Source organism: Pseudoduganella sp. R-31 (assembly GCF_049913235.1).
Taxonomy (GTDB): domain Bacteria; phylum Pseudomonadota; class Gammaproteobacteria; order Burkholderiales; family Burkholderiaceae_D; genus Rugamonas.
Genome location: NZ_CP183986.1, coordinates 1101026 through 1126474 on the forward strand (window position 1 = coordinate 1101026; position 25449 = coordinate 1126474).

General features: G+C 65.3%; 19 protein-coding genes. 12 read left to right on the forward strand and 7 right to left on the reverse strand.

Features of this window, described 5'->3' with window-relative positions; translation table 11 throughout:
- Window positions 1-113 precede the first annotated feature (113 nt).
- Genes ACN9MY_RS05075 through ACN9MY_RS05085 form a run of 3 tightly spaced genes read left to right on the forward strand, consistent with a single transcriptional unit; the run spans window position 114 to window position 3020 of the window.
- Window positions 114-536, forward strand: coding sequence for a thiol-disulfide oxidoreductase DCC family protein (locus ACN9MY_RS05075; RefSeq protein ID WP_426336915.1), 423 nt, complete (start codon window positions 114-116; stop codon window positions 534-536).
- A complete protein-coding gene (locus ACN9MY_RS05080) occupies window positions 526-1584 on the forward strand; it encodes a DUF4166 domain-containing protein (RefSeq protein WP_426336916.1) in 1059 nt (352 codons plus the stop codon). The genes ACN9MY_RS05075 and ACN9MY_RS05080 overlap by 11 nt, the downstream gene beginning before the upstream one ends.
- The gene (locus ACN9MY_RS05085) at window positions 1581-3020 is read left to right on the forward strand and encodes a TIGR01777 family oxidoreductase (protein ID WP_426168072.1); all 1440 of its coding nucleotides are present in this window, start codon (window positions 1581-1583) and stop codon (window positions 3018-3020) included. The genes ACN9MY_RS05080 and ACN9MY_RS05085 overlap by 4 nt, the downstream gene beginning before the upstream one ends.
- On the opposite strand, the gene ACN9MY_RS05090 is transcribed toward ACN9MY_RS05085, so the two are convergent.
- Window positions 3017-3538 carry a hypothetical protein gene (locus ACN9MY_RS05090; RefSeq protein WP_426168074.1) on the reverse strand — a complete coding sequence of 174 codons (522 nt, stop codon included), beginning with the start codon at window positions 3536-3538 and terminating at the stop codon, window positions 3017-3019. The two genes, ACN9MY_RS05085 and ACN9MY_RS05090, sit on opposite strands and share 4 nt — an antisense overlap.
- Window positions 3539-3624: 86 nt before the next feature.
- Here ACN9MY_RS05090 and ACN9MY_RS05095 point away from each other — a divergent pair, with 86 nt between their 5' ends.
- Window positions 3625-3807 carry a hypothetical protein gene (locus tag ACN9MY_RS05095; RefSeq protein WP_426168076.1) on the forward strand — a complete coding sequence of 61 codons (183 nt, stop codon included), beginning with the start codon at window positions 3625-3627 and terminating at the stop codon, window positions 3805-3807.
- Here the strand turns inward: ACN9MY_RS05095 and ACN9MY_RS05100 are convergent.
- Complete coding sequence (locus tag ACN9MY_RS05100) at window positions 3786-8315, reverse strand: translocation/assembly module TamB domain-containing protein (protein ID WP_426336917.1); 4530 nt, start codon at window positions 8313-8315, stop codon at window positions 3786-3788. The genes ACN9MY_RS05095 and ACN9MY_RS05100 overlap by 22 nt on opposite strands.
- On the reverse strand, window positions 8315-10096 hold the full coding sequence (locus tag ACN9MY_RS05105; protein ID WP_426168080.1) for an autotransporter assembly complex protein TamA: 1782 nt from the start codon (window positions 10094-10096) through the stop codon (window positions 8315-8317). The genes ACN9MY_RS05100 and ACN9MY_RS05105 overlap by 1 nt, the downstream gene beginning before the upstream one ends.
- Window positions 10097-10228: 132 nt before the next feature.
- Between ACN9MY_RS05105 and queC the strand changes: the two genes are divergently transcribed.
- Window positions 10229-10960 (forward strand): 7-cyano-7-deazaguanine synthase QueC, encoded by a 732-nt coding sequence (gene queC, locus ACN9MY_RS05110; RefSeq protein ID WP_426168082.1) that lies wholly within the window; start codon window positions 10229-10231, stop codon window positions 10958-10960.
- Window positions 10961-11009: 49 nt separating this feature from the next.
- Complete coding sequence (locus ACN9MY_RS05115) at window positions 11010-13979, forward strand: CHASE domain-containing protein (protein ID WP_426168084.1); 2970 nt, start codon at window positions 11010-11012, stop codon at window positions 13977-13979.
- Here ACN9MY_RS05115 and ACN9MY_RS05120 read toward each other — a convergent pair whose 3' ends face one another.
- Window positions 13980-15344, reverse strand: a complete 1365-nt coding sequence (locus tag ACN9MY_RS05120) for a serine hydrolase domain-containing protein (RefSeq protein ID WP_426336918.1) — start codon at window positions 15342-15344, stop codon at window positions 13980-13982.
- Window positions 15345-15397: 53 nt separating this feature from the next.
- Window positions 15398-15793 carry a hypothetical protein gene (locus ACN9MY_RS05125; protein WP_426168088.1) on the reverse strand — a complete coding sequence of 132 codons (396 nt, stop codon included), beginning with the start codon at window positions 15791-15793 and terminating at the stop codon, window positions 15398-15400.
- Window positions 15794-16002: 209 nt separating this feature from the next.
- Between ACN9MY_RS05125 and ACN9MY_RS05130 the strand changes: the two genes are divergently transcribed.
- The 3 genes from ACN9MY_RS05130 (at window position 16003) to ACN9MY_RS05140 (ending at window position 19371) form a co-directional block, all read left to right on the forward strand.
- Window positions 16003-16212, forward strand: a complete 210-nt coding sequence (locus ACN9MY_RS05130) for a hypothetical protein (RefSeq protein ID WP_426320912.1) — start codon at window positions 16003-16005, stop codon at window positions 16210-16212.
- A gap of 118 nt (window positions 16213-16330) precedes the next feature.
- A complete protein-coding gene (locus tag ACN9MY_RS05135) occupies window positions 16331-18292 on the forward strand; it encodes a GAF domain-containing sensor histidine kinase (protein WP_426320914.1) in 1962 nt (653 codons plus the stop codon).
- Entirely contained in the window at window positions 18289-19371 is a 1083-nt protein-coding gene (locus ACN9MY_RS05140) for a hypothetical protein (RefSeq protein ID WP_426336919.1), read from the forward strand. The genes ACN9MY_RS05135 and ACN9MY_RS05140 overlap by 4 nt, the downstream gene beginning before the upstream one ends.
- Window positions 19372-19545: 174 nt before the next feature.
- On the opposite strand, the gene ACN9MY_RS05145 is transcribed toward ACN9MY_RS05140, so the two are convergent.
- Complete coding sequence (locus ACN9MY_RS05145; RefSeq protein ID WP_426168096.1) at window positions 19546-21051, reverse strand: DUF3369 domain-containing protein; 1506 nt, start codon at window positions 21049-21051, stop codon at window positions 19546-19548.
- A 112-nt stretch (window positions 21052-21163) separates the two neighbouring features.
- Window positions 21164-21952 (reverse strand): DNA-formamidopyrimidine glycosylase family protein, encoded by a 789-nt coding sequence (locus ACN9MY_RS05150; protein ID WP_426320918.1) that lies wholly within the window; start codon window positions 21950-21952, stop codon window positions 21164-21166.
- 55 nt (window positions 21953-22007) lie between these two features.
- Here ACN9MY_RS05150 and ACN9MY_RS05155 point away from each other — a divergent pair, with 55 nt between their 5' ends.
- From ACN9MY_RS05155 to ACN9MY_RS05165, 3 genes are all read left to right on the forward strand, one after another.
- On the forward strand, window positions 22008-22496 hold the full coding sequence (locus ACN9MY_RS05155; protein WP_426320920.1) for a GNAT family N-acetyltransferase: 489 nt from the start codon (window positions 22008-22010) through the stop codon (window positions 22494-22496).
- Window positions 22497-22604: 108 nt separating this feature from the next.
- Entirely contained in the window at window positions 22605-24788 is a 2184-nt protein-coding gene (locus tag ACN9MY_RS05160) for a PhoX family protein (protein ID WP_426336920.1), read from the forward strand.
- A 150-nt stretch (window positions 24789-24938) separates the two neighbouring features.
- Entirely contained in the window at window positions 24939-25442 is a 504-nt protein-coding gene (locus ACN9MY_RS05165; protein ID WP_426168104.1) for a DUF3016 domain-containing protein, read from the forward strand.
- The last annotated feature ends 7 nt before the right edge of the window (window positions 25443-25449 follow it).

Genomic DNA, 25449 nt, shown 5'->3' on the forward strand with positions numbered 1-25449 from the left:
ATTCAACAAATATTCATTCTGGAACCGGTGGAAATCCGTGACTTTCAGGATGTTAAGCGTGTTTCAGATGAATTTCACGTTTGTAGTTTTTATGTCACAAATGGAGTGAGCCAATGGCCGCACTGACCCTGTTTTTCGATAATGCCTGCCCGTTTTGCCGGAGCGAGATGTCCCGCCTGCGGCGCTGGGACCGCGCCGGCCGCCTGGCCTTCGTCGATATCGCTGCACCCGGCTTCGATCCCGCTCCGCTGGGCGCCAGCCTCGCTGCCATGAACACGGAGTTGCACGGACTGCGTGCCGACGGCGCCATGCTGGTCGGCACCGATGCCATCCTGGCGGCCTACACGCTGGCGGGACGCGCCTGGCTGGTATGGCCGCTGCGGGTAGCAGCGCTGCGGCCGATGCTGGCCTCGGCCTACCGCAGTTTCGCCCGCAACCGCTACCGCATTTCGCGCTGGCTCCGGATCGACGGCGCGCGCCCTGCCTGCGACGGCGAGCGTTGCCAGATCTACTTCGGAGGCAAGGATGGAGCGTAAATCGCTGGTGCGCTGGATGTACGCCAGCGCGGTTGGACACTTGCTGGTCGGCCTGGTGCTGCCCTGGATCGCTGGCGCCGCAGCCCTTGACTGGTATCTCGCCTGGCTTGGCCCGGCATCGACGCGCCCGCAGCACGCCTGGTGGATGGCGCTGTTCGGGCCCACCATCCAGTGCGTCGGGCTGTGGATGCTGGCCCTGGTGTGGTTCGGCGACCAGCGTCGCGAGCCGGCGGCCTGGCTGTGGGTGGCGGCAGGACTGCTGTTGTGGGGGCCGCAGGACATCATGGTATCGCTGCGCGCTGGCGTATGGCCGAATGCGTGGCTCGACATCGCCACGCTGGCGCTGTTGCTGCCTGCCGCCTGGCGCCTGTACCGGATCGACGCTGCCGCGCGTGACGCCGCCGAGGCGGCGCCGCTGGTGAGCGAGGGAGAGCTGTTCCGAAAAATCCTCGGCAGCGAGTGGGGCAAGCTGCACCCCGACATCCAGCAACGCTTCGCCAAGAACCCGGCACCCGGCAAACCCTTGCTGTACTACGGCACCCTGGCGGAGTTGCGCGCTTCGCGATTCGGCAAGCTGCTCGGCTTCGCCAGCAAACCCTTCATCCAGGGCGCACTGATACCCTACGACGACAGCGGCTTCCCGGTCGACATCCAGGTCTACGGCAAACCGGGCTCGCAGAACATCTACAAGCAGCGCATCTACATGCTGAATGGCCGCAAGCCGGTCAAGTTCACCTCCTACATGGCGGAGAGCGAGCGCGGCGAAGTGCTCGAATACGTGGGACTGGGCCTCGGCATGAAGCTCAAGCTGCACGTGGCCGATGGCAACCTGCATTTCACCAGCGACGGCTATTTCTGGGACCTGCTGGGCTGGCGCATCCCCCTGCCTGGCGTGCTCACGCCGGGCAAGACCTACCTGCGCCACTGCAACGAGGCGCCCAACCGATTCAACATCCGCATCGAAATCCGCCACGCCCTGTTTGGCACGACCTTCGTGCAAGCCGGCGTCTTCCACGAGAGGCGTACAGCGGAGAGGGAGGCAGCATGAACACGCATCTGCTCGCATTGCAGCTCATGGCCGCACAAGGCTGCCTGGGCGCCTTCGACACCATCTACCACCATGAGCTGACGGAAGCCTTGCCGCAGCGCGTCACGGCAAGGCGCGAGCTTGCCATTCACGCAGTGCGTGCCACGATCTACGGCGTGCTGTTCGTGGGGTTGTCGGCCTGGGTGTGGCAGGGCGCCTGGGCCTGGGTGCTGCTGGCGCTGTTCGGCATCGAGATTGTCCTCACGCTGTGGGACTTCGTGGTGGAGGACCAGACCCGCCTGCTGCCTGCCACCGAGCGCGTAACGCACACCGTGCTGGCGATTAACGGCGGCGCCTTCATTACCCTGCTGATGCTGGGAATGCCGGCAGCCATCGATGCGCCGACAGGATTCGCTTATGCGCCGCAGGGCTGGCTCAGCGTCTTCCTCGCCTTGTGCGGCGTGGGCGTGTTCGTGTCCGGTGTCCGGGACGCCTTCGCCTCGCGTGCCGTGCCTGGCGCTGCCTCGCAAAGCGTACGCTTCGACGGCCCGCCGCAAACGGTGCTGGTCACCGGCGCGACCGGATTTGTCGGGCATTCGCTCGTGCCAGCCTTGCTTGCCGGCGGCCACCGGGTCATCGTGCTGTCGCGCGAGCCGCGCAAGGCGGCATGGGAATATGGCGGCGCCGTGCGCGCAGTTGCCGGCATGGGCGACTTGTCGCCGGCCGAACCGGTCGACGTCGTCATCAACCTCGCCGGCGCCCGCATTCTTGGCTGGCGCTGGAGCGAGCGGCGCAAGGCCGTGCTGCGCGGCAGCCGCGCCGGGCTGACGCAAGGCGTGGTGGACTGGATTGCGCGGGCCGTGCACAAGCCGCGCCTGGTGATCAATGCATCCGCGGTCGGCTACTACGGCATCCAGCCGCAGGGCAGTGGCCAGGTATTGAACGAAGCCAGCCCGCCGCAGGCAATCTTCATGTCGCAGCTATGCCAGGAATGGGAGGCCGCCGCCAGCCGTGCACGCGAGTATGGCGTACCGGTTGCGCTGGCGCGCTTCGGGGTGGTCTACGGCCATGGCGGCGCGCTGCAGCCTATGCTGCTGCCGATCAGACTGGGCTTCGGCGGCCGCATGGGAACAGGACGCCAGCGCAACTCCTGGATCCACATTGCCGATTTGCTGGGGGCGATGGCCCACGTCTGGCGCCTCGGCGCCAACGCTGACGGCGCCTGGAATTTCACGGCTCCGGAGCAGCCGACGCAACTGGAGTTCACCCGGGCCGCCGCCGCCGAGCTGCATCGCCCGAGCGCGATTCCTACGCCGGCCTGGCCGGTGCGCTTGCTGCTCGGCGAGCAAGCGGGCCTGCTTCTGGAAGGCGCCGCCGTAGCGCCGACCCGCCTGCTCGCCAGCGGTTTCAGCTTCCGCTTCCCGACAGTCCGGCAAGCGCTGGCCGACCTGGTTTAGTCGAGCTTCTTCTGCGCCATGCTCCAGCGCAGCAGGCCGATGGAGTAGGCGGCAAGGTAGCCCAGCATCAGGCCGAAGGGAATGACGGTCAGCGGATGTTGCAGGACTTCGGCCTGGTTGATCACGCGCGGGTGTTCGGACTGGCGGTTGACGTAGAACTCGACGCCGATCTGCAGCACCCGGGCGGCGAACAGCATGCAGATCAGGATCGCGGTGCGGCTCGGCGGGGTGAAATACAGCTTGCTGCCGGTGTTTTCGAAGCGGGTCTTCTTGAGCGCGAAGAAGGCCATCCAGGCGCCGGCTATCACGGCGGCAGCCATCATCGCCAGCGCCGGCGGGTTGCGCAGCATGGACTGGGCGGCTGCCAGCAGCAGGACCGGCAAGCCGGCCGCGCCGACCCAGTGCCGCCACGCCACCGATTCCTGGCGGCGGAACACCAGCTTCAGGCGCGAATAGATGCGCCAGATCAGCGTCGGAACGAGGATGAGCAGGACTACGGTGGTGACAGTCAGTTGCATTGGGCGCCGGATTCGGGAAAAAAAGAAGAATTTTAACCGCAGGCGTAAAATACCCCTTCGTGATCTCGCTTTCGGGAGTTCCAGCCATGGAAAAACACCGTATCCACGCCCACCGCGCACCGGATTTGCCGGTGCCAGTCGACGAGTCGCAGCCGCACCCCGAGCCGGTGCATCCGCACAGCCCGCACAACCCTGTCCCGCAAGACGAGCCGGTGCCCAACCATAATCCCGAGCTGCGTCCGCCCGGTCAGTCGAAAGCCCAGTTGTAAAGCACGTCCAGTGCGTTGTTGGTGCCCGTCTGCACCTGCAGCGTCACGCGGTTGTTGACCTTGTAGCGCAGCTTGACCAGGCTGGTCGCGGTGCCCGCGCCCTGCTCGAAGCTGATGTAGGCGCGCGAAGACAGCTTTTTGCCGACCGTGACGACCGTGCTTTCCAGCCCCTTGGCCTGGCTGACGCCCAGCTCATCGAGACCGACCCGGTTGGCCAGGCTCGGCCCGCCGCTGCCGCCCAGCAGGGCGCCGGCTGCGGTGCCGAGCAGGCTCATTTCATTGCCGGCCATGTCGGCGGTGCCGTGGCCGAGCACCATCCAGGCCAGTTTTTCGCTGTCCGGCACGGAAGGCGTGGAAACCAGCTTGGCCGATGGCGCCAGCGCGGTGCCGCGCACTTCGACGCCGGCTTCCACATTGGTCTCGCTCAGCTCATCGCCTTCGGGGCGCTTGCGCACGGCGCGGATGTTCAGGCCCGGGTTGTCGTAGGCGCCGGTGAAATTCAGCACGCCGCGTTCGATCGCCAGGCGCTGGCCGTAGGCGGCGTACGTGCCGCTGACGACGCGGATGCTGCCGTTGACGCGCGGGGCGCGGCGATCGGCCATGCGCACGCGCACGGTGCCGGCCAGCTGCGCGTCCAGGCCCTTGCCGCGCAAGGTGAAATCGTCGCCCAGGTCGGCCTCCAGGTCGATGTTCAGGGGCAACCCGCTGCTGGCGGCAGCCTTCGGTTTTTCACGGCCCAGGATCACCACGTCTTCGCTGATGGTGGGCGTGTCGAGCGAAGGCAGTTCGATGACGGCGCGGTTGGCCCTGAACTTGCCGTCGAACTCGAAGCGCTTGGCGTCGCGCACCAGGGTGCTGCTGCCGCTCAGCACCAGGGTGCGGTCCGGGCGGTTGAATACTTCGAGCTTGTTGGCGGCCAGCTTGAGGTCCATCGACATGTCGCCGCCTGCCAGCCGCAACCAGCCGTCAGCCTGTACATTGCCGTCGGTTCCATCGAAGCGCAGGCGTTGCAGCTGCAGCTGGTCGCCGCTCACTTTGGCCTGCAGGGCGCCGTTGCGCAGGCGGATGCCTTGCTCGGCCCAGTTGATCACCAGCTGTTCGCCCACCACCTCGCCATCCAGCAGGGGATTGGCGATGGTGCCGTGGCCGCTGGCATGGGCGCGCAGGGCGCCGCCCAGTTCCATTCCTTGCACGCCAAGCAGCGGGGACAGCCAGGTAATGGAAGGCAGGCTGGCGCTGGCGCCGAAAGTCAGGGGGCTGTCGGATGGAATGCGGCCGTCGCGCAACTGGGCGCTGGCTTCCAGGCGCGCATTGCCGGCGCGGTCGCCGGCCAGTTCGGCCTGGGCGCGCAGCTGGTCGCCGGCGACCGTGACGCGCGCGTCCAGCACCTTCAGCTCGAGCGGGATCGGGCGTTCGCCGCCGGTGATCGTTACGTCGCCTTTTTCGCGGAATACGTGCAGGTAGCCGTCCAGCGCGGGCGCGGCGCCTTTCGCGGCGGGCGCTGCCAGTTCCAGCGACCAGTCGCCGCCCAGGGTCATGGTGCTGGCCACGTTGCTGCGCCAGGTGTCGGACAGTTGGGCGAGGTAGCTGGCGTTGACGCCGCTGGCGCTGCCTTTGCTGCGCCAGCGCAGGCCGTTCTTCTCCAGCGTGTCGATGCGCAGGCTGCCTTCCGGCATGGCGATGGTGGCGCTGCTTAACTCGAGCTGCTCCGGCTGCGCCAGGCCGGCAACGCCATCGCCTTTGCGGCCGCTAATGCGCAGCGTGGCCGGCGCCTGCAGGGTGAGGGCGAAGCGGCCTTTGTTCTGCAGGGCGTCGATGCTGCCGTTCCAGCTATCCGGGGCGAAGCTGCCGTGGACTTTTGTGCTGGCGTCGAAGTCGGGATTGGTGGCGGCTAGCTGCACCGAGTGGTTGCCTGCGGTGCCGCTGGCCTGCAGGCGCAGGCGGTCAAGCAGCAGGCCGGGCATGTTCAGGCCCGTGACCACCAGGTCGGCCTGCAGCGGATCGTCAGGTGCGAAAGAGGTGCCGATGGTGGCGCTGCCCTTGATCGAAGAGATCTCACGCTGCCCCGGCAGGCGCAGGTGGGCGCCATCCAGCGTGGCGCTGAGCGTTGGCATGGTGTTGGGGCCGCGGCCAGCGACGTTGCCGCCACTGGCGTAGCCGCTGCCGCGCAGGTTGCCGGACCAGCCGCTGCCCAGAACCGCCAGTTGTGGTGCGTCGAGCTTCCAGTCGATGCGGTCTTGCGGCTTGCCGAACGAGCCTTTGGCCTGCAGCAGGTTGGGGCCGAGGTGCAGGTCGACGTCGCTGTCCTGCACGCGGCCGGGGGCGGCGGCGAACTTTGCATGGCCGCTCAGTGCCGCGTTGCCAAGCGTGGACGCCGGCTGCAGGCGGATATCGGCATTGGCCAGCCAGTCCGCCGAGGCGCGCAGCGTGGCGTCGAAATCGGCGTTGACGTTGCCCGCGACCGAAGCGCCAAAGCTGGCCGGGTTGAGGCGCATTGCGCTGCCGGACAGCTTGAAGTCCATTGCGCCGAAGAGCGCCGCTTCGCCGCTGGCACGGATCACGCTGTCGGCGCGGGCCGGCGCCGGCGTGGCCGCGGCCGGGCGCTGGCCGCCTGGCGGCTGGTAGCCCAGGCCGCGCGCGTCCGCGCTGAAACTGGTGCGCGGCGCCTTGTAGCCGCCGCCCAGGGTGCCGCTGGCAGTCGCGCTGCCTTGCAGTTGCGGGTCGAGTACGGAAAGCTGAGGGGCGTCGAGCTGCCATTCCAGCTTGTCGCCGGCAGCGCCGAATGCGCCGCGCGCGGTGGCGGTATTGCGGGCGTAAGCGAGGCGGGCGTCGATGCTGGCGATGTGCTGCGCATCGGCGGCCAGCTTGACGCTGCCCGAGAGCGGCTGCCCCATCAACTTGCTGGGCTGCAGGACGATGTCGGCGTTGGCGCGCCAGTCCGGCGCCAGCTTTCCGCTGGCCTGCAGTTCCGCGTTCAGGTCGGCTGAAGGGAAGGCGCCCAGCGCGGCCGGATCGAAGCGCTTGACCGCCGCGTTGGCCTTGAAGGTTTTGTCATCCTTCAGGCTGGCCTGGGCGGTGGCGGAGACGCTGCCCTGGCCGGCGCTGATGCGCGCCTGGTGCACGGTCAGCAGCAGGTCTTGCAGTGTGGCGTGGGCGTCCAGGCGCAGCTTGCCTTCGCCCAGCGCGGCGCGCAAGGTGTGCTGCTTGCCCTTGGTTTCGGCGCTGATGTCGCCGGCAATCGCCGTGCTGATGGCGGCGCCGTGCAGGCCGCGCAGGTCGAGGCGGTCGGTGTGCAGGCGCACGCTGGCGGTGTCGATGCTGCCGTCTTTCGGCAGGCGGCGCAGCTTGCCGCTGCCGGTGAACTTGCCGGCGGCGCCCAGGTCGATCAGCAGGCCGCTGAGGCTTGCATTGTCCAGCGTGCCGCCCAGTTGTGCGGCGGCGCTGTGCAGGGGCAGCTTTTGCTGGTCGAGCGGGCCGGGGGCGCTGCGGTTGGTAGCGGCCAGCTTGCCGGACAGCTTGTCGCCATTGATGGCGGCGTCCAGCGCCAGGTCGATTGCCGCCTTTGGCCAGGCCGGGTCGAAGCGGGCCGGGTCGACGTCGCGCGCCTGCAGGCGGATGCTGCGCAGGGGCAGGGCATCGAACGGCGCCAGCACCAGGGTGCCGTCGCCGTTGGCGTAGTTCGATTTGCCTTTGACGTCCAGCTTCAGTTGCGCAAGGTCGCCGCTGGCGTACAGCTCCAGCCGCGTGGCGCTGCGCTCGACCATGCCGGGGTCGGGCGGCGTTGCCGCCGCAGCGCCGGGTGGTGTAACGGGATTGCCGGCAGGCCGGGCCGCGGGAGTCGACGGCGGCAGCGGCGCCAGGGCGGCGGTGGCGCTCAGTTTGTACGGGCGCGTGGTCGAAATTTCCGCGCTGGCGGCAAGGGCGCCAATGGGTGTCTCGGCGCTGGCGTCCTTCAGTTGCCAATGCTGGCCGTCGCCCTGGAGCTGCAGCTTGATGGCGCGCAGCTCGGTGCGGCTGCCGTCTTCGCTGACCAGGGCCAGCGTGCTGACGCGGCCGTCCGCAATGCTCAGGCGGAACGGCGGCGTGATCGATGCCGGCATCACGGCTGGTTTGGATGGCCCGGTGCTGCGCGATTCGGCGCGCGCCACATGCAACTCGCTGATCGCCACGCCCTCGCTGAAGTATTGCAGCGGCGACCAGTTGATGTCGATGTTATCGAGCGTCAGGACGCTCGACTCGTCGCGGTAGATGATGCGGCCGATATGCATGCGGCCATACAGCGAACCGCTGACGCCGGTGACCACGATCTGGCCGCCGCTGGCGCGCGCAACCTGCGCCACGATCTGCTGCAGCGTGGTTTCGCGTCCCAGCAGCCACGCCGCGCCGCCCAGCACGGCCAGCGTCACGCCGCCGCCGATCAGCGTGCGGCGCAGCCACTTGCGGCGAGGCGCTGCCAGCGGCGCCTCAGGCGGCGCTGGAGGATGGGGGAGATGGCGCGGCGTATCCATCAGAACGTGAACCCCAGCGAGAAGTGCAGCCGGGCCTTTTTAGTGGCATGGCCATATGCGACGTCGACATTGATCGGCCCGACCGGGCTCTTGTAGCGCGCACCGACGCCGTAGCCGGACTTGGGACGCAAGCCGCCCAGCGAATTAGACGCATTGCCGGCGTCATAGAACACCGCCGCGCCCCAGGTCGGCTTGAACCAGTACTGGTATTCGGCGCTGCCGGTGACCAGGTAGCGGCCGCCGACCGTCGCTTCGCCCTGCTGCACGCCCAGCTCCTGGTAGGCATAGCCGCGCACCGAGTTGTCGCCGCCGGCGCGGAACAGGTAGGTGGTCGGCACGCCTTCCTGGTGCGCCGAGCCGAGGGCGCCGAATTCGGCGCGCAGGATGACGGTGGATTTCGGGCTCAGGGGCCGGTAAGTGATGCCGCGCGCCGTGGCGCGGATGAATTTTTCATCCGTCAGCACCGGCAGCAGCGCCCCGCCCAGCGTGGCATTCAGCACATAGCCCTTGGTCGGGAACACCAGGTTATCCACCTTGCGCCAGGTGGCGGCATAGGTGATCGGCAAGGACTGGCTGTGCGACGACAGCACCCGGTTCACGGTCTTGCTCTCGTTCAGGTACTCGATGGAGATGCTGCGCTCGAGCAGCGGCGTGCCCCAGGCCCGCTTGGCCGCGACGGAAGCGGTGCGCGTGATCTCGCCTTCGATATCCTTGCGTTCCAGCGCCGCGCCGAAGCTGTCGTTGTAGCCGTCCGCCGTGGTGGGAAAATAGAAATCGCTGCGCGCCTGCTGGCGCTTGGTTTCCAGCGTCAGCGCGCTCTTCATCTTCAGGCCGAACACGTTCAGGTCATCGTAGGTGCCCGAGGTGCGGTAGCCGGTATTGGTGCTGAAGCCGATACCCACGCTGGCATTCTTGCGCTTGTTCTCCACCACGCGCACCAGCAGCGGCAGCGGCGCCATCGTCGCCGGCTGCGGCACGCCTTCGGCTTTGCCCTCGGCCGCCTCGATCTGCTCGCCCAGCAGGGACGACAGGTCGGCGCTCACCTCGACGTTGGAGAAATAGCCGGTCTCCTGCAGCTTGCCCTGGTAAGCCTGCAGCGCCGCTTCGCTGTAGACGTCGCCCGGCTTGATAGGGTTCAGGTTGCGCACCGCCGATTCGGGATAGCGCCGCAAACCCTCGATTTTCAGCTCGCCGAAGCGCATTTCCGGCCCGCTGTCGAGCGCCACGTGCAGCAGTGCGCGCCGGGTCTCCGGATCGACCACCGCTTCGCTGGAAATCATTTGCGCGCGCGGGTAGCGCGTCTGCACCACGGCGCGCAGCAGATCGCGCTTGGCCTTTTCCCATTCGTCCTGGCGGAACACGGCGCCCCGCGGCAGGGCCCAGCCGGCCTTCAGCGCCTCCTGGTCGAACGGCGCGCCCGACGCCGACTGGAAACCTTCCAGCACGATCTCCACCTCGCCCACCAGCACCGGCTCGCCCGGCTGCACGTCGACCGTGACGGTCGGCGTGCCGCTTTCGTCCAGGCGGATATTCACCGCCGGCGTGTAGTAACCGGCAGTCGCAACCAGCGTCCTGATCTGCTCCGGCGCGGCGCGCAGCATGCGCTGCAGCTGGTCGCGGTCCATGCGCTCGTTCGTGCGGTAGCGCACCAGGTCGAGGTTATCTTCGAGAAGCGACTCCAGCGCGCGCGGGGCGTTGATGCGGACCTGGTAAGTCCAGCCCTGGGCAGCCGCCAGCAAGGGCAGCAGCAGGGCAGCGCAGCCCAGTACAAGGCCCCTCAATACTTTTATGCCGGTTTGTGCCAAAATTCGTGGTCTGTGATCTGGAAGTCGAAACCGAATGTTACCGGATCAGCCGCAATCTTGTCGGCCACTTAATGATTGATTACAAATAGACCTCTAAGAAAGACTGCGATGCTGACAAACGACGCCGCACTGGTCCTGTTCAGCGGTGGACAGGACTCGACAACCTGCCTGGCCTGGGCCCTGGAGCGCTATCCGCGCGTCGAAACCATCGGCTTCGACTACGGCCAGCGCCATGCGATCGAGCTGACCGTGCGCCCGCGCGTGCTGCAGCAGATGCGCAGCGTGAAGCCGGAATGGGCGGAACGCCTGGGCGAAGACCACATGGTCGACCTGGGCCTGATCTCGCAACTGTCGAAGACGGCCATGACCGAAGACATCGAGATCGTGATGCAGGAAAACGGCCTGCCGAACACCTTCGTCCCCGGCCGCAACCTGCTGTTCATGACCGTGGCCGCCACCCTGGCGTATCGCCGCGGCCTCACCGTGCTGGTCGGCGGCATGTGCGAAACCGACTTCTCCGGCTATCCGGACTGCCGCGACGACACCATGAAGGCGCTGCAGGTGGCCCTGAACCTCGGCATGGACACCCGCAACAAGCTGGAAACCCCGCTGATGTGGCTGGACAAGGCGCAAACCTGGCAACTGGCCGAACGCCTCGGCGGCCAGGAACTGGTCGACCTGATCCGCGCCGACACCCATACCTGCTACAAGGGGGAACGCGGCGCGCTGCACGACTGGGGCTATGGCTGCGGCACCTGCCCGGCCTGCGAGTTGCGCGCGCGCGGCTACCGCCTGTACCAGGCCGCACTGCGTGGCAATCACGATAGTAGCGCCGATTGACTTTTTCTATAGGGCAATTGCTTTGCCCTAAACAAACTAAGATGCTGGTATGCCGAGGCCACCTGCCAGCCCGCCGCTCCAACGCCTGCTCCAACCCCGCCTGCTGGCTGGGCTGGTGGTTGCGCTTTGCCTGACGGCGACCGGCAGCGTCTGGTGGGGCGCCCACGTCGATGCCGAGCGCGACGCCCGCAGCGGCTTCGAATACCGCGCCCGCGAACTGGTCAACAATATGGCTGCGCGCATGCAGGCCTATGTGCAGGTGCTGTACGGCGTGCAGGGCTTGTTCGCCAGTTCCGACTACGTCGACCGGCAGGAATTCCACACCTATATCGAGCGCCTGGAACTGGGACAGAACTTTCCTGGCATGCAGGGCATCGGCTTCATGCGCCTGGTGCCGGGTGCGCAGCTTGAGTCGCACGTCGCCATCGTCAAGGCCGAGGGCTTTCCCGACTACGCGGTGACGCCGCCCGGCCAGCGCAGCCAGTACGGCCCGGTGGTCTATCTGGAACCGTTCTCCGGCGCCAATATGCAGGCTTTCGGCTATGACGGGCTGTCCGAGCCAGTGCGCCGTGCCGCTTTCGAGCAGGCGCGCGATTCCGGCCTGCCGACCATGACGGGCAAGCTGCTCCTCAAGCAGGAAACCGCCGACCCGGTGCAGTCCGGCTTCATCATCGCGCTGCCGATCTACCAGAACGGCGTGGGCCGCTACACCCTGATCCAGCGCCGCAGTGCGCTGAAAGGCTGGGTCTACGCGCCGTTTCGCGTGGGAGACGTGATGGCGGCGCTGGGGCACGATGCCCTGCGCGGCCTGGACGTGGAGGTCTACGACGGCGACGCACCCAACGCCATGACGCGCATGTTCGACAGCGCGCCGGCGGCTGCCGCGGTGGAAGGGCGCCAGCACGCGCTCAAGCGCATCAGCCTGGCGGGCCGGCGCTGGACCCTGCATATCAGCGCGCTGCCCAAGGCCAACGGCGTGCTTTCGGATAAACCGCGCGCCATCGCCATCGGTGGCCTGTTGATCAGCGCCTTGCTGGCGCTGCTGGCCTACGTGCTGGCGGAAAGCCGGCAGCGCCTGCGCCTGGCGCTCGACCAGAGCAGCCGCATGGGCGATGAATTGCGCGAGGGGCAGGAAACCCTGCTGGCCATGGCCGAACATGCCCAGGGCAGCCAGGCGGTGTTGCGCTGCATCCTCGATTCCACGGTGGACGGCATCCTGGTCGACAACTACAGCGGTGCCGTGCTGAACTCCAATCGCCGCTTCCGCCAGTTGTGGAATGTGCCGGAGCAGCTCGATTGGGAAAACGACGGCGCCATCCTGCTGGCCCATATGGCCAGCCAGCTGGAACAGCCCGATGCCTTCCTGCAGGCCTGCGCCCGGCCCGAGCCGGACGACGAGGACAGCCACAGCCAGCTGCAGATGCGCGATGGCCGCGTGCTGGAAGTGACCACGCGCCCGCTGCGCCTGGGCAGCGAAGCAGCAAGGCTGTGGTCCTTCCGCGACGTCACCGAACGCACCCTGAACGAGCGGCGCGAGGAAGGGCGCCACCAGGTGCTGGAATTGCTGGCCGCCGGTGCGCCGCAGCAGGAGGTGCTGGACAGCCTGATGCGCGGCATCGAGGTGGTCAACCCCGGCATGATCTGCAGCGTGATGCTGCTTGACGAAGAAGGCAGGCACCTGCACCTGTCCGCCGCCCCCAGCCTGCCGGCCTTTTTCAGGCAGGCCATCGACGGCTTGCCGATCGGCTTTGGCAACGGTTCCTGCGGCAAGGCCGTCACCAGCAACAGCCGCGTGATCGTGGCGGACATCGCCAGCGACCCGCTGTGGGCGCCGTACCGCGAGATGGCCTTGCGGGCGGGACTGGGCGCCTGCTGGTCGGAGCCGGTGCACGGCGCCAACGGCAAGGTGCTGGGCGCCTTTGCCATCTATCACCGCGAACCGCAGCGCCCCAGCGTGGCGCAGCTGGCCCTGATCGACCAGGCTGCCAGCCTGGCCGGCATCGCGGTGGAACAGGCGCGCGCCGCCGAAGCCTTGCGCGTCGGCGAGGCGCGCTTCCGCAGCCTGTACGACCATGCGCCGGTCGCCTTGTGGCAGCAGGACTGGTCGGCCGTGCGCGCGGCCTTGCAGGAGCTGGTCGAATCGGGCGTGGAAGACGTGGCGCAATGGCTGCAGGTAAACCCCAGCCAGTTGCAACGCCTGGCCGGGCTGGTGCGCATCACCGACGTCAATGCCGCCGCGCTGGCCCAGGTTGGCGCCGACCCGGCCTGCAAGCAGGCGGGCAAGCTGGGCCTGGCGCAGAATTTCGCGCCGTCGGCCATGCGGGAATTCGGGCGTGCGCTGCTGGCGATGGAGCAGGGCGCGCACCTGTTCCAGTGCGAAGCCAGCTTCCTGCGCCTGGATGGCGTGGAGCGCCAGAATGAACTGACCCTGCTGGTGATGCCGGGCCACGAACATGCGCTGGACTTCGTGATCGTCTCCACCATCGACATCACGGAGCGCAAGCGCCTGAATGAAGAACTGCTGCAGCTGGCCACCACCGACTTCCTGACCGGCTTGCCGAACCGGCGCGAGTTCATGACGCGCCTGGAAGACGAGCAGGCCCGCCTGCAGCGCGATGTCGGCGGCCGCGCCGCCGTGCTGATGCTGGACATCGACTACTTCAAGGACATCAACGACGCCCACGGCCACGACTGGGGCGACGCCGTGCTGCGCCACCTGGCCGGCCTGATGCGCGATTCGCAGCGCAAGATCGACATGCTGGGCCGCGTGGGCGGCGAGGAATTCGCCATCCTGCTGCCGGGCGCCGACCTGGAAGCGGCGCGCGCTTTTGCCGAGCGCCTGCGCCAGCGCATTGCCGAGACCCCGATGGGACGCAATGGCAACAGCATCGCCATCACGGTCAGCATCGGCATCGCCAGCATGGCGCCGGCCGATCGCAGCGGCGACGCGGCCCTGGTGCGGGCCGACCACGCGCTATACCGCGCCAAGCGCGCCGGGCGCAACCGGGTGGAAGGCTGATCAGTCGGGGCGCATGCGCAGCTGTTCGACCTTGTCGCCCTTGCCCAGGCTCAGGTCGACCAGCATGGCGCCGCTGCCGTAGTTCAGGCGGTAGCTGTACTTGCGCACTTCGCCATCGGTGCTGCGCGCCAGCGCTTCCACCTTGCGCAGCGGGCCCCATTCCTGCAGGTCCTCCGACACCATGGCCAGGAATTCCGGCGGCAGGTCGCCCGCTACCTTGTCGCTCAAGCCTTCCGGCAGCTTGCGCTCGGCAATGCTGGCGAACATGGCCCGCACGCGTTCGGCCACAGCCGGTTCGGTTTCCGCAATCGCAGGCTTCGGCTTGACGGCCAGCGCCGGCAGGTAATGCGCGGCGACGATGTCCCCCAGCTTGCCGGGGCGCGCGCTGGCCGAATTGGCCAGCACCACCACCGACAGCCTGTCGTCCACGAAGCGGTACAGCTGCGAACGGAAGCCTTGCCATGCGCCGCCGTGGGCGATGGCGCGGTGGCCGTTACGCTGGAACAATTGCCAGCCATAGCCGTATTCGGTGGCCGTGCCGTCGTTCAGTCTGGCCGGCGTCCAGCTGGCATTGCGCACGCTGGCCGGGAGCACCTTGTCGCCATACAGCGCCAGGTCCCATTTCGCCAGGTCGCGCGCCGTCAGGTACAGGCTGCCGTCCGCCGTGGTGTTCAGGCGCGGCGCCACCCAGGACTGGTTCACCAGCTTGCCGCCCTTGCGTTCATAGCCGCGCGCGCGGTGCGGAATGATGTCGGCTTCGCTGATGATGCGGGTGCCCATGTCCAGCGGCGCGAAGATGCGCTCGCGCAGCTGGTCGCCATAGAACTTGCCGCCCGCCTTGTTGCAAATGAAGCCGAGCAGGTGGTAGCCCATGTTCGAGTACGACCATTTCTCGCCCGGTGCGAACAGCACGGGGATCTCCGCCTCCAGCGCGATCAGCTCTTCTTCCGTGTAATCCTTGGTCAGGTCCAGCCTGGCGTAAGGATCGCCCAGGCCCGAGGTATGCGACAGCAGGTGGCGGATGGTGATGCCTTCCCAGGCCTTGGGCGTGTTCGCCAGGTGCCGGGAAACAGGGTCGTCCAGCGACAGTTTGCCGTCTTCGGCCAGCAGCATCACCAGGGCCGCGGTGAAGGTCTTGCCGACCGAACCGGACTGGAAGATGGTGGCGGGCGTGACCTTGACCTTGTTTTCCAGGTCGGCCAGGCCATAGCCTTGTTCGCGGATGATCTTGCCGTCCTTCACGACGGCGATGGAAACGCCGGGGATATGGCTGCGTTTCATCTCCGCCAGGATGGCGTCATCGAGCTTGTCAGCGAAGGCGGGGGCAGAGAAGGCGAGGGAGAGCAGCAGGATGGTCGTGCGCATGGATGCAATCCTTGAGTTGCAAAAATTGCATTCTAGCACCCGATCCGGGCGAATCACGCAGGGGCATGTTCCAGCGCCGGCGCGGCAGCTTCGGCAGGCTTGCGGTGGCGGCGCTTCACCAGCCAGTAAATGAAAAACGGGATCATCAGCGGCAGCAACAGGGGCGACACGGCCGCCATGGTCACCACGGCCGCCAGCGCCAGGGACAGGATCACGATCACGCCGACGCCTGCCATCACCACGGCCACGATGGCTGCCGCGAAGATCATCGCCACCGCCATCACGGCAAACACGCCGCCGGCCAGCACGGTACCGAACAAGGCGCCCAGCGGCCCGTCATAGTCCGTGTCGCCGACCGTGACGACGAGGTCGCTGGCATCGAAGGAGATCCAGGCTGCAACCATGCAGAAGAACAGCAGGACCAGGGACAGGGCAAATACCTTTTTCATGATGGGCCTCTTGGCGTTGAACATGGTGTTACTGTAGGCCCGGCGCCCCTTGCCAGCCATCCGCTTGCGACGAACGGTGGATTTTGCATGATGAATGGAAAAAGTCCGCCGTTCCGCCTTGAATTGATTGACTGTTTGCCTATACTGAATATCCGATCTCTGAGATGGAGGGGAATATGGCTTGGCTAGTAAGAGACGGGAGCCAATCGTTGCTCCTGGTAATCGACAGCGAACCGCGCCAGCGCAGCGCGATGATCGAGTTAGGCCCCAAAGGCCCGCCATCCGCACCACCGACGATTCCACCAATCATCATCAATCCCTTCAAATACCAGACGCCCGACCCGGCCATCGATCCGCGCATCACTCCCCTCGGCCCGCCGGTGTTGCCGCCTCGGCGGCCTGCCATGTCGCTGCATTGATCTGGCACAAACTTGGTTTTCCTGATACAGCCCGCGCACCACGCGGGCTTTGTTTTCCGCTGGCTAGCGTGGGCGCCTCCTGCTATATTTCCCAGACGCATCTAACCTTGGGAATAAGATGGAAAGCCGTCTGCGCCGCCTGGAGGCCGTCCAGGAAATCCTGCTGGAAATTGGCAAGCTGTCCAATAGTTGCACCGACATCTTGGTCTTCCTGCAGTCCGTGCACGCGGCACTGGGCCGCATCATGTACGCCGCCAATTTCTACGTGGCCCTGAGCGACCGAGACGCGCCCGGCAATGCGGTGCGCTTCGTCTATTTTGTCGACGAAGTGGACGACCATCCCTACAAGGACCAACTGGTGCAGCTGGCCACGCCCGACCAGTCGCCCACCGCCTGGGTCATCCTGAACAAGCAGCGCCTGGTGATGACGGGCGACGAACACCGCGCCCGCGCAGAAAACGAAGTGTTCGGCGTCGGCACGATCGCCGAGCACTGGGTCGGTTGTCCCTTGCTGGACCAGGACCATGAGGTGCTGGGCGCCATGGTGATCCAGAGCTACGACAAGGAGCACACCTACAGCGAGGAAGACCAGGCCCTGTTCGCGCAGATTGCCAACCACGTGTCGAGCGCACTGCAAGGCTTGCAGAGCATGGACCGGCTCGAGCGTGCCGTGCGCGAACGCACCTTGGAACTGGAGCGCGAAGTAGCGGAGCGCAGCAAGGCCGAACGCCTGCAGCGCGCGCTGTACGAGATTGCCAGCCTGTCCGCATCGGCATCGGCCGAATCGGACGCCAGGCTGCTGTACGCCCGCCTGCACGAGATTGTCGGCAGCCTGATCACCGCCCGCAATTTCCTGATTGCGCTCTACCATCCCAAGCGCGACGAAATGTCGATCCCTTACTTCGTCGACGAGAAGGACCAGGAAGCGCCGGTCCAGCGTTTCGAATACGGCGTCGGCATGAGCTCCTTCGTGCTGAAGAAGCGCCAGCCCATGCTGCTCGACGGGCCCGCGTTCGCGGCGCTGATGGAGCGCGGCGACATCAATGAACCGCTGGGAAACCAGGGCATCGCCAGCTGGATGGGTTGCCCGATGATGGTGGGCGAGCAAGCGCTGGGCGTGATCATCGTGCAAAGCTACGACGCATCCGTGGTGTACTCGCAGGCCGAACTCGATATCCTGGCCTACGTCGCCAACCACACCGCCGCCGCCATCGCGCGCACCCGCGCCGACCTGGCGATCCGCCGCGCCAAGGCCGAACTGGAAGAACAGAACACCGCGCTGGCCACCGCGCTCACGCAATTGCAGACGGCGCAATCGGAGCTGGTGCGGCAAGAGAAGCTTGCCTCGCTGGGGCGCCTGGTCGCCGGCGTCGCGCATGAAATCAACACCCCGCTCGGCATCTGCGTGACCGCCACCAGCCACCTGGTGGAAGAGCTGCGCCTGTGCCGCCTCGACCTGGCCGAGGGCACGCTGGACGAAGACGGCTTGAACCAGTTCTTCGACACGGTCGACCAGTCGCTCAAGATCATGACCACCAACACCCAGCGCGCAGCGGCGCTGGTGCGCAGCTTCAAGCAGGTGGCGGTGGACCAGTCGTCCGACAATATCCGCCACTTCAACCTGCGCAAATACCTGGATGAAGTGCTGCTGTCGCTGCAGCCCAAGCTGAAGGGCAAACCGATTGCCGTCAACGTCGACTGCCCGCCGGACATCCATTGCGAGAGCTTCCCCGGCGCCGTCTCGCAGATCGTCACCAATATGGTGGTGAACTCCCTGGTGCACGGCTTCGAAGAAGGGCAGAAGGGCACCATCCGCATCACCGGCAAGCTCGAAGGCGATCACGTGCTGTTCGATTACAGCGACGACGGCGTCGGCATGGATTCCACCACGCTGCAGCAGCTGTTCGATCCCTTCTTCACCACCAAGCGCGGCTCCGGCGGAAGCGGCCTGGGGGCGCACATCCTGTACAACCTGGTGACCGGACCGCTGGGCGGCACGGTGAAGGTGGTCAGCTCGCCCGGCATGGGGCTGCACTACCACCTGCGTTTCCCGCGCGACCAGCGCAAGCAGTCTGCATGAGGGCGTTTTTCCTTGCCTTCGCGGCGGCGTTTGCCTGCACCGCCGGCGCCGCACCGCTGGCTGACCAGCCGCGCAGTTATCCTTTCAAAGACCAGCAAGGCGACGATGCAGTCGCCAAGCTGCCGTGGATCGTAGGCGGCGAGCCCGGCGTGGCTGAGCGTATCAACGCCTATGTGTACGACGCGTTCCTGCATACCCTGCCTTCGGCGGACGCCAAGGCCATCGGCGGCATGATCGACCCGGGCACCATGTCGATCGAATCGAATGGCATCAGCCCTGTGAACGGCGGGCGCATGGCGCGCGTTTCGCTGCAGCTGTCGGCTTGCGGCGCGCATTGCGGCGATTCGAATTTTGACTATTACTTCGATGTGTCGAATGGGCGCATGGTGGAGGCACTGGATGTGGTCACGACGGATGCAAAGGCCAGGTTGCTGCCCAAGGCGCGCAAGGCGCGCAGCGTGACGATGCAAAAGCACATCGCCGAGCTCAGGAAGCGCTTCAAGAAAGGCAAGGACAAATCCGATGCCGAAGACCAGCTCATACTGTATGAAAATTGCCTCGACAACGAAGAACAGGCAACTGCCGGCGATTTCGGCCACCTGGGCATCCGCGACAACCGCCTGGTGCTGCGTTCCATGTCCTGCGGCAGTTATTCGGTCCGCAGCATCGACGAGCTGGGCGACTTCGAGTACGTACTCAAGGGCGATGAAATGCGGCCCTACCTGAATCCCTACGGCCGCAAGCTGATGCTGGGCGAGGGCGACGCACCGGCGCCGCTGGTCGGAAAATCCGCCCAGCTGTACAAAGGCACAATCAACGGCAACCTGGCGGTGACGCTGTTTATCGGCGACAGCGGCCTGTCAGCAAGCCCGTCGCCGCAAGCCCACTATTACTATGACAAGCACCGCAAGCAGATTGAGTTGACGGTGCAGCGTCAGGGCGCGCAGCTGACCCTCACCGAGCGCGACAACGACGGCAAGCCATCTGGCGTGATGACGCTGAAGGTGTCCGGCGCAAGGCTGACTGGTGAATGGCGTTCCGGCGCCAAGCGTATGCCGGTCGAACTGGCCGCGTACTGACGAAAATTCGGGGTCAGGTCTGTCTTTTGGACAGACAGCGCACTCCTTTGACAAAAATCAAAACGGGGCGAATCGCAACCTCGCGTATTCGTTCTGTCCCGTCGTTTTTCGGTGACTTTGATTTTTATCAAACGTCGTTCACCGCTGTCCAAATGACAGACCTGACCCCGAATTTCAGTCGGGGAAGCGCTCGTTGATCGCGAGGGCCTTGTCCATATTGGCGATCAGCAGTTCGACGAATTTCGGGTCGAGGTGAGTGCCCGCCACCTCGCGCATGTGCTCCACCACTTTCTCGACCGGCCAGGCATCCTTGTAGCAGCGCTTGTGCATCAGCGCGTCGAACACGTCGGACACGGCCACGATCCGCGCGTACTCGTGGATATCGTGGCCCTTCAGCCCTTGCGGGTAGCCGCTGCCGTCGAACTTTTCATGGTGCTGGTGGGCGATCACGGCGGCTGCCTTCAGGATCGGGCGCTGCGAGCCGTCCAGGATCGACAGGCCGACCGTCGGATGCTGCTTCATGATTTCCCACTCGGCCGCATCGAGCTTGCCCGGTTTGAGCAGCACCGAATCCGGCGTGGCGATCTTGCCGATATCGTGCATCGGCGCCGCGTGTTTCAGCACGGCGGTTTCATCTTCCGGCATGCCGGAGGCGCTGGCCAGCAGGTGGCAGAATTCGGCCATGCGCCGCACGTGGTTGCCGGCTTCGTTGGAGCGCGATTCGACCACGTCGCCCAGGCGCATGATCAGCTCGGCCTGGGTGTCGGTGATTTCCTGCGTCAGCAGGATGTTGTCGAAGGCGATCGCTACCCCGCTGCAGAAAATCTCCAGCAGCTTCTGGTCGATCTCGGAAATCTCGTCCACGCCCTTCAGCACCAGCAGCGACGCCTTGCCGCTGCTGTTGGGGAAGTAGCCGACGAAGGTGTCGCCGGCCATGCGCGAGATGCGGTTGCGCTCGGCGTCCTTGAGCTGGGCCAGCAGCTCCGGCGTCAGCAGGCTGTCCTCGTCCTGGCCGATCTGGGCCAGCACTTCGTAATCGTGCTCGCCGCTGACGGCGCTGGCGCCGCGCAGGCGCACCAGCATGCTGTGCTCCAGGCGCAGCAGCGCGACCACCTGCTGCAGCAAGCCGTCGGCGAAGTCTTTCAGGTTGCGTGCCTGGAAGATGTGGGCCGAGGCGGCAATCACGCGTTCCAGGCCTTCGCGGTAATGCATTTGCTGCTGGCGCGCTTCTTCCACCTTCATGATGTCGCGGTAGGCGCGCAGGGCGGCGAAGGTGGTGGTGAACAGCTTGGTGCGATCGAGCTCGGTCTTTTCCTTGTAATCGTTGATGTCGTAATTGACGATCACGCGTTCTTCCGGCGCCTGGCCCGGTTGCCCGGTGCGCAGCACGATGCGGGTGAACTGGTTGTCGAGGTCTTCGCGCAGCCAGCGCGCCACTTCCAGGCCGGAGTCTTCGCGCTCCATCACGACGTCGAGGAAGACCAGGGCGATGTCTTTTTCCTTTGCCAGCACTTCCTTCGCTTCGGCGCCGCTGTATGCGTGCAGGAAAGCCAGGCCGCGTCCTTCCAGGCGAAACCGGCTCAGCGTGAGCTTGGTGATGTCGTGGATATCGGGTTCGTCATCAACCAGCAGGATGCGCCACGGCGCAAGTTTGGGCGTAGCAGAAGACAAGAAAGACATATTGGCAAATTCCAAATGTGACACACAGTCCTGGATGATGCGCAATTTTCAGGCGCATCAAATTGATTGTAGTCCTACCCATTGTTATTAACAACAGGCAATACTGGATGAGCTAAATCTTTACAACATCTACTGCGTCGCCGTAACGCTTTTGACAGCGCTCGCACCAGAACGTACGGCGCTGGGTGAGCCCGAGATGGGCCCGGTGCAGCTTGATATTACAGCGCGGGCACACGGCACGGTTGTGCACCAGCCAATGTTTTTTCAATTCAAACGCCAACTTCCATTGTTTGAACTCAAAACTGTATTGGCGCGCTTGCTTGACCAGCTCACGCAACTTTCCTTGTGGCAATTTACTTACCGTGGAGAGAGGGTGTATGTGTAAACGAAACAATACTTCGTTTTTAATAATATTGCCAACGCCAGCGAAGATGTCCTGGTCGAGCAGGACATCGCAGACAAGCCGCTCGGGATTGTCGCGCAGTTTTTTCAGCGCCAGGCGCGGACTCCAATGCGCCGACATCACGTCGCCGCGCCAATCGTAAGCCTGCTCCAGTTCCCCTTCCACCAGCTTGACCGAACAGGTATAGAAGTTCAGCTCGCCGCCTTCTTCGAATTGCAGCGACAGCCGCGGCTCGGCGCCTGCCTTGCGCTCGTCGATGCGGTAGCTGCCGAACATCAGGAAATGGATGCGCAGCGTGTACAGCGGCAATTCGATCAGGAAGTGCTTGCCCCAGCTGCGCAGCGACAGCACCGGCTGGCCGGGCAGCTCCTCGAACGGCACGGCCTTGCTGTTGCCGCTGGCGCAGGCAATGGTGCGCCCTTCAAACGCGCGCACCTGTTCGCTGAGGATGACGATCGACGGGCCTTCGGGCATGGCGCACCTCCTTGCCGACAGCATCGGCGCTCCAGCGCGGCGGCGCCGTGCGCACACGCACAATTGCTATACTCGCTGCATGCTGATCCGACCTACGACCGAACACGACTGGACCACCCTCAAGGAGCTGCGCCTTGCTGCGCTGCTTGATGCGCCAACTGCCTTTGGCGTGACGCACGCCAGCGCCGCTGCCAACCCGGATAGCCAGTGGCAGGACCGTGCCGCGGGGCGCGGGCCGGCGGCCTATCTGCTGGCCTTCGACGGCGGCATGCCGGTCGGCATGATCGGTGGTGTCCTGAGTCAAGCGCAGGAGTTCAGCGTGATCGCGATGTGGGTCAAGCCGGCACACCGCGGCGGTGGCGCGGCGGCGGCGCTGGTCGCTGCAATGAAGCAGCACGCGCAAGCACAAGGCCACCAGCGCGTGGTGCTCGAGGTGTCGCCCGAGAACGAACGTGCCGCAGCCTTGTACCGGAAGCTCGGCTTCCAGTTCCTGCCGCAGTGGGATGCGCTGGCAAGCCACCCGCATATCCAGCTGCAGAAGATGGAATGGCGGGCGGGCGAAAGCTGAACCGGCCGCCTCTTTCGTTTGCGGCGCGCAATCGGCTAGTCACAATGTTGTCATTTTCGCTTCCTAGAATGGCGGGCAGTTTCAACTCCCCCACTTTTGGAAAGCGTCATGGAAAACAAAATCGATCACGACGATATCGGCTACAACGATACCCCGAACGAGCACTTCAGCGAAATTCTCGACAAGCGCATCAGCCGCCGCAACCTGCTGCGCGGTTCGGTAGCGTCGGCCATCTCCGTGATGATGGGTTCTGCCACCCTGACCGCCTGCGGCGGCGGCGACGATGCACCGGTGGTCACCAAGCCGGAAACGCCGGCGCCGGTTGAAAAGCTGCTGGGCTTTGCGGCCGTGGGCAAGAGCCTGGCCGACCTGGTCACCGTGCCGGCCGGCTACACCGCCACCGTCATCTATGCACTGGGCGATCCGTTGACCGCTTCCGCCACGGCCTTCAAGAACGATGGCAGCGATGCCGACTTCGAGAACCGCGCCGGCGACCACCACGACGGCATGGAATTCTTCGGCCTGGACAGTGCCGGCAAACCTTCTGCCAGCGGCAACGACCGCGGCCTGCTGGCCATCAATCACGAAGCGACCACTAACGAAAAGCTGGCATCCTTCTTCATCCACGCCAATGGCGGCACCAACACCCTGCCGCGCCCGGCCGCGGAAATCGACCGCGAAACTTCGCTGCACGGCATCTCCGTGGTGGAAGTGCGCAAGAACGCAGGCAAATGGGAATACGTCAAGGATTCGGCATTCAACCGCCGCGTCACCTGCCTGACTGACTGCGACCTCAGCGGCCCGGTGAAAGGCAATGCCCTGGTGAAGACCAAGTACTCGCCGGACGGCAGCAAGATCCGCGGCACCCTGAACAACTGCGGCACCGGCCGCACCCCATGGGGTTCCTTCGTCTCCGGCGAAGAAAACTGGAGCGGCTACTTCACCCGCAGCGCTACCGACGATGCCGCGCGCGGCAACGACAAGAGCGTCGCCGCGCTCAAGCGCTACGGACGCAGCCAGGGCGCCGCTTCGCGCCACGGCTGGGAATCGGGCGGCGCCGACGACAAGTACGCGCGCTGGAACAACTCCAAGCTCGGTGCTTCGCTCGATGGCAGCGACGACTACCGCAACGAAATGAACGGCATGGGCTATATCGTGGAAGCCGATCCGTACAACAAGGGCAAGAATCTGCGCAAGCGCACCGCGCTGGGCCGCTACGCCCACGAAAGCGCCGCCTTCGGAAAGACCGTGGCCGGCCAGCCGCTGGCCGTGTACATGGGCGACGATTCGCGCAACGAGTACATCTACAAATTCGTCTCCACCGCCACCTGGAGCGAGGCCGACGCTGCGCCGGCCGACCTGCTGGCCACTGGCGACAAATACCTGGATTCAGGCAAGCTGTTCGTGGCCAAGTTTGCTGCCGACGGCAGCGGTTCCTGGATCGAGCTGAACATCAGCAATGCCGCCATCGCCGCTTACACGACCTATAAGTTCGCCGACCAGGCCGACGTGCTGGTCAACGCCCGCCTGGCGGCCGACGTCGTGGGCGCCACCAAGATGGACCGCCCGGAATGGTGCTCGGTCAACCCGGCCAATGGCGAGGTCTACTTCACCCTCACCAACAACAGCGCCCGTACCGCACCGGACGGCCCGAATCCGCGCACCTATGAAGACATGAAGGGCACGTCCAAGCAGACCGGCAACGTCAATGGCCACATCCTGCGCGTCAAGGAAAAAGACGGCAACGCTTCCGCCGCCTTTACCTGGGACGTCTACCTGTTCGGCGCCCAGTCCGATGCCAACCCAAGCCTGGTCAACCTGTCCAGCCTGACTGCCGACCAGGATTTCTCCAGCCCGGACGGCCTGGCCTTCTCGCGCTCCACCGGCATCTGCTGGATCCAGACCGACGACGGCGCCTATACCGACGTCACCAACTGCATGATGCTGGCCGGCCTGCCAGGCCAGGTGGGCGACGGCAAGAAAGTCACGCTGGCGTACGGCGCCACCAATGTCGACACCTTCGTCGGCAAGACCCCGACTGCCGACACGCTGAAGCGCTTCCTGGTCGGCCCGGTCGACTGCGAACTGACCGGCATCACCGAAACGCCGGATGGCAAGACGCTGTTCGTCAACATCCAGCACCCGGGTGAGGGCACGGCCAACGCCAATATCGCCGACCCGGCCAAATACACCAGCCAATGGCCAAGCAATGCCGGCTACGGCGTGGGCAAGCGTCCGCGTTCGGCCACCATCGCCATCACCAAGAACGACGGCGGGCGCATCGGTAGCTGATTGTAAAAAGTTGTCTGAAAAATGGGGTACGTCCCCATTTATTCTGGGCCGGACGTATCCGGCCCGTTTTTTTTGTCAGGAATTGTTTCAATGACAGCAGGGGCGGGGGCGAGGAGTATATTGAAGCTTATCTAGGAAAGGAAACCCATCATGAAACGCCGAACTCGCTTCTGGATCGCCGCTGCCCTGCTGCTGGCGGCGGCTGGCGCCGCCTCGGCAGGCGGGGTGACCGTCAAGTACCAGGACCCGGACAAATTCACGGACGTGCCCTTCTGGGAACAGGACCGTGACCAGGTGCTGAAGGAATTGACTACCCATTTCGAATCCCTGGCCAGGCAATTGCCGGCCAACCAGCAATTGTCGATCACCGTGACCGACATCGACCTGGCCGGCCGCGTCGAGCCGCGCCGCCGTTCCCTGCACGACTTGCGCATCCTGCGCGGCGGGGCCGACTGGCCGACCATGGAATTGCAATATACGCTGCAACAGGATGGCAAGGTGCTTGCCAGCGGCACCGACCGCCTCAGCAACATGATGTACCTGGACGGCCTGAACCGTTACGCGGGCGGTGATTCGCTGCGGTATGAAAAGCCGATGGTCGACGATTGGTTCAAGAAAACGTTCGGCGCACCGACCCAGCTCAGCAGAAAGTAATGTTGCC

Coding starts and splice junctions, on each gene's coding strand:
- ACN9MY_RS05155 (WP_426320920.1), top strand. CDS start 22,008: ATGCTGATCCGACCTACGACCGAACACGACTGGACCACCCTCAAGGAG.
- ACN9MY_RS05085 (WP_426168072.1), top strand. CDS start 1,581: ATGAACACGCATCTGCTCGCATTGCAGCTCATGGCCGCACAAGGCTGC.
- ACN9MY_RS05120 (WP_426336918.1), bottom strand. CDS start 15,344: ATGCGCACGACCATCCTGCTGCTCTCCCTCGCCTTCTCTGCCCCCGCC.
- ACN9MY_RS05075 (WP_426336915.1), top strand. CDS start 114: ATGGCCGCACTGACCCTGTTTTTCGATAATGCCTGCCCGTTTTGCCGG.
- ACN9MY_RS05140 (WP_426336919.1), top strand. CDS start 18,289: ATGAGGGCGTTTTTCCTTGCCTTCGCGGCGGCGTTTGCCTGCACCGCC.
- ACN9MY_RS05165 (WP_426168104.1), top strand. CDS start 24,939: ATGAAACGCCGAACTCGCTTCTGGATCGCCGCTGCCCTGCTGCTGGCG.
- queC (WP_426168082.1), top strand. CDS start 10,229: ATGCTGACAAACGACGCCGCACTGGTCCTGTTCAGCGGTGGACAGGAC.
- ACN9MY_RS05145 (WP_426168096.1), bottom strand. CDS start 21,051: ATGTCTTTCTTGTCTTCTGCTACGCCCAAACTTGCGCCGTGGCGCATC.
- ACN9MY_RS05090 (WP_426168074.1), bottom strand. CDS start 3,538: ATGCAACTGACTGTCACCACCGTAGTCCTGCTCATCCTCGTTCCGACG.
- ACN9MY_RS05160 (WP_426336920.1), top strand. CDS start 22,605: ATGGAAAACAAAATCGATCACGACGATATCGGCTACAACGATACCCCG.
- ACN9MY_RS05100 (WP_426336917.1), bottom strand. CDS start 8,315: ATGGATACGCCGCGCCATCTCCCCCATCCTCCAGCGCCGCCTGAGGCG.
- ACN9MY_RS05135 (WP_426320914.1), top strand. CDS start 16,331: ATGGAAAGCCGTCTGCGCCGCCTGGAGGCCGTCCAGGAAATCCTGCTG.
- ACN9MY_RS05125 (WP_426168088.1), bottom strand. CDS start 15,793: ATGAAAAAGGTATTTGCCCTGTCCCTGGTCCTGCTGTTCTTCTGCATG.
- ACN9MY_RS05080 (WP_426336916.1), top strand. CDS start 526: ATGGAGCGTAAATCGCTGGTGCGCTGGATGTACGCCAGCGCGGTTGGA.
- ACN9MY_RS05150 (WP_426320918.1), bottom strand. CDS start 21,952: ATGCTGTCGGCAAGGAGGTGCGCCATGCCCGAAGGCCCGTCGATCGTC.
- ACN9MY_RS05095 (WP_426168076.1), top strand. CDS start 3,625: ATGGAAAAACACCGTATCCACGCCCACCGCGCACCGGATTTGCCGGTG.
- ACN9MY_RS05115 (WP_426168084.1), top strand. CDS start 11,010: ATGCCGAGGCCACCTGCCAGCCCGCCGCTCCAACGCCTGCTCCAACCC.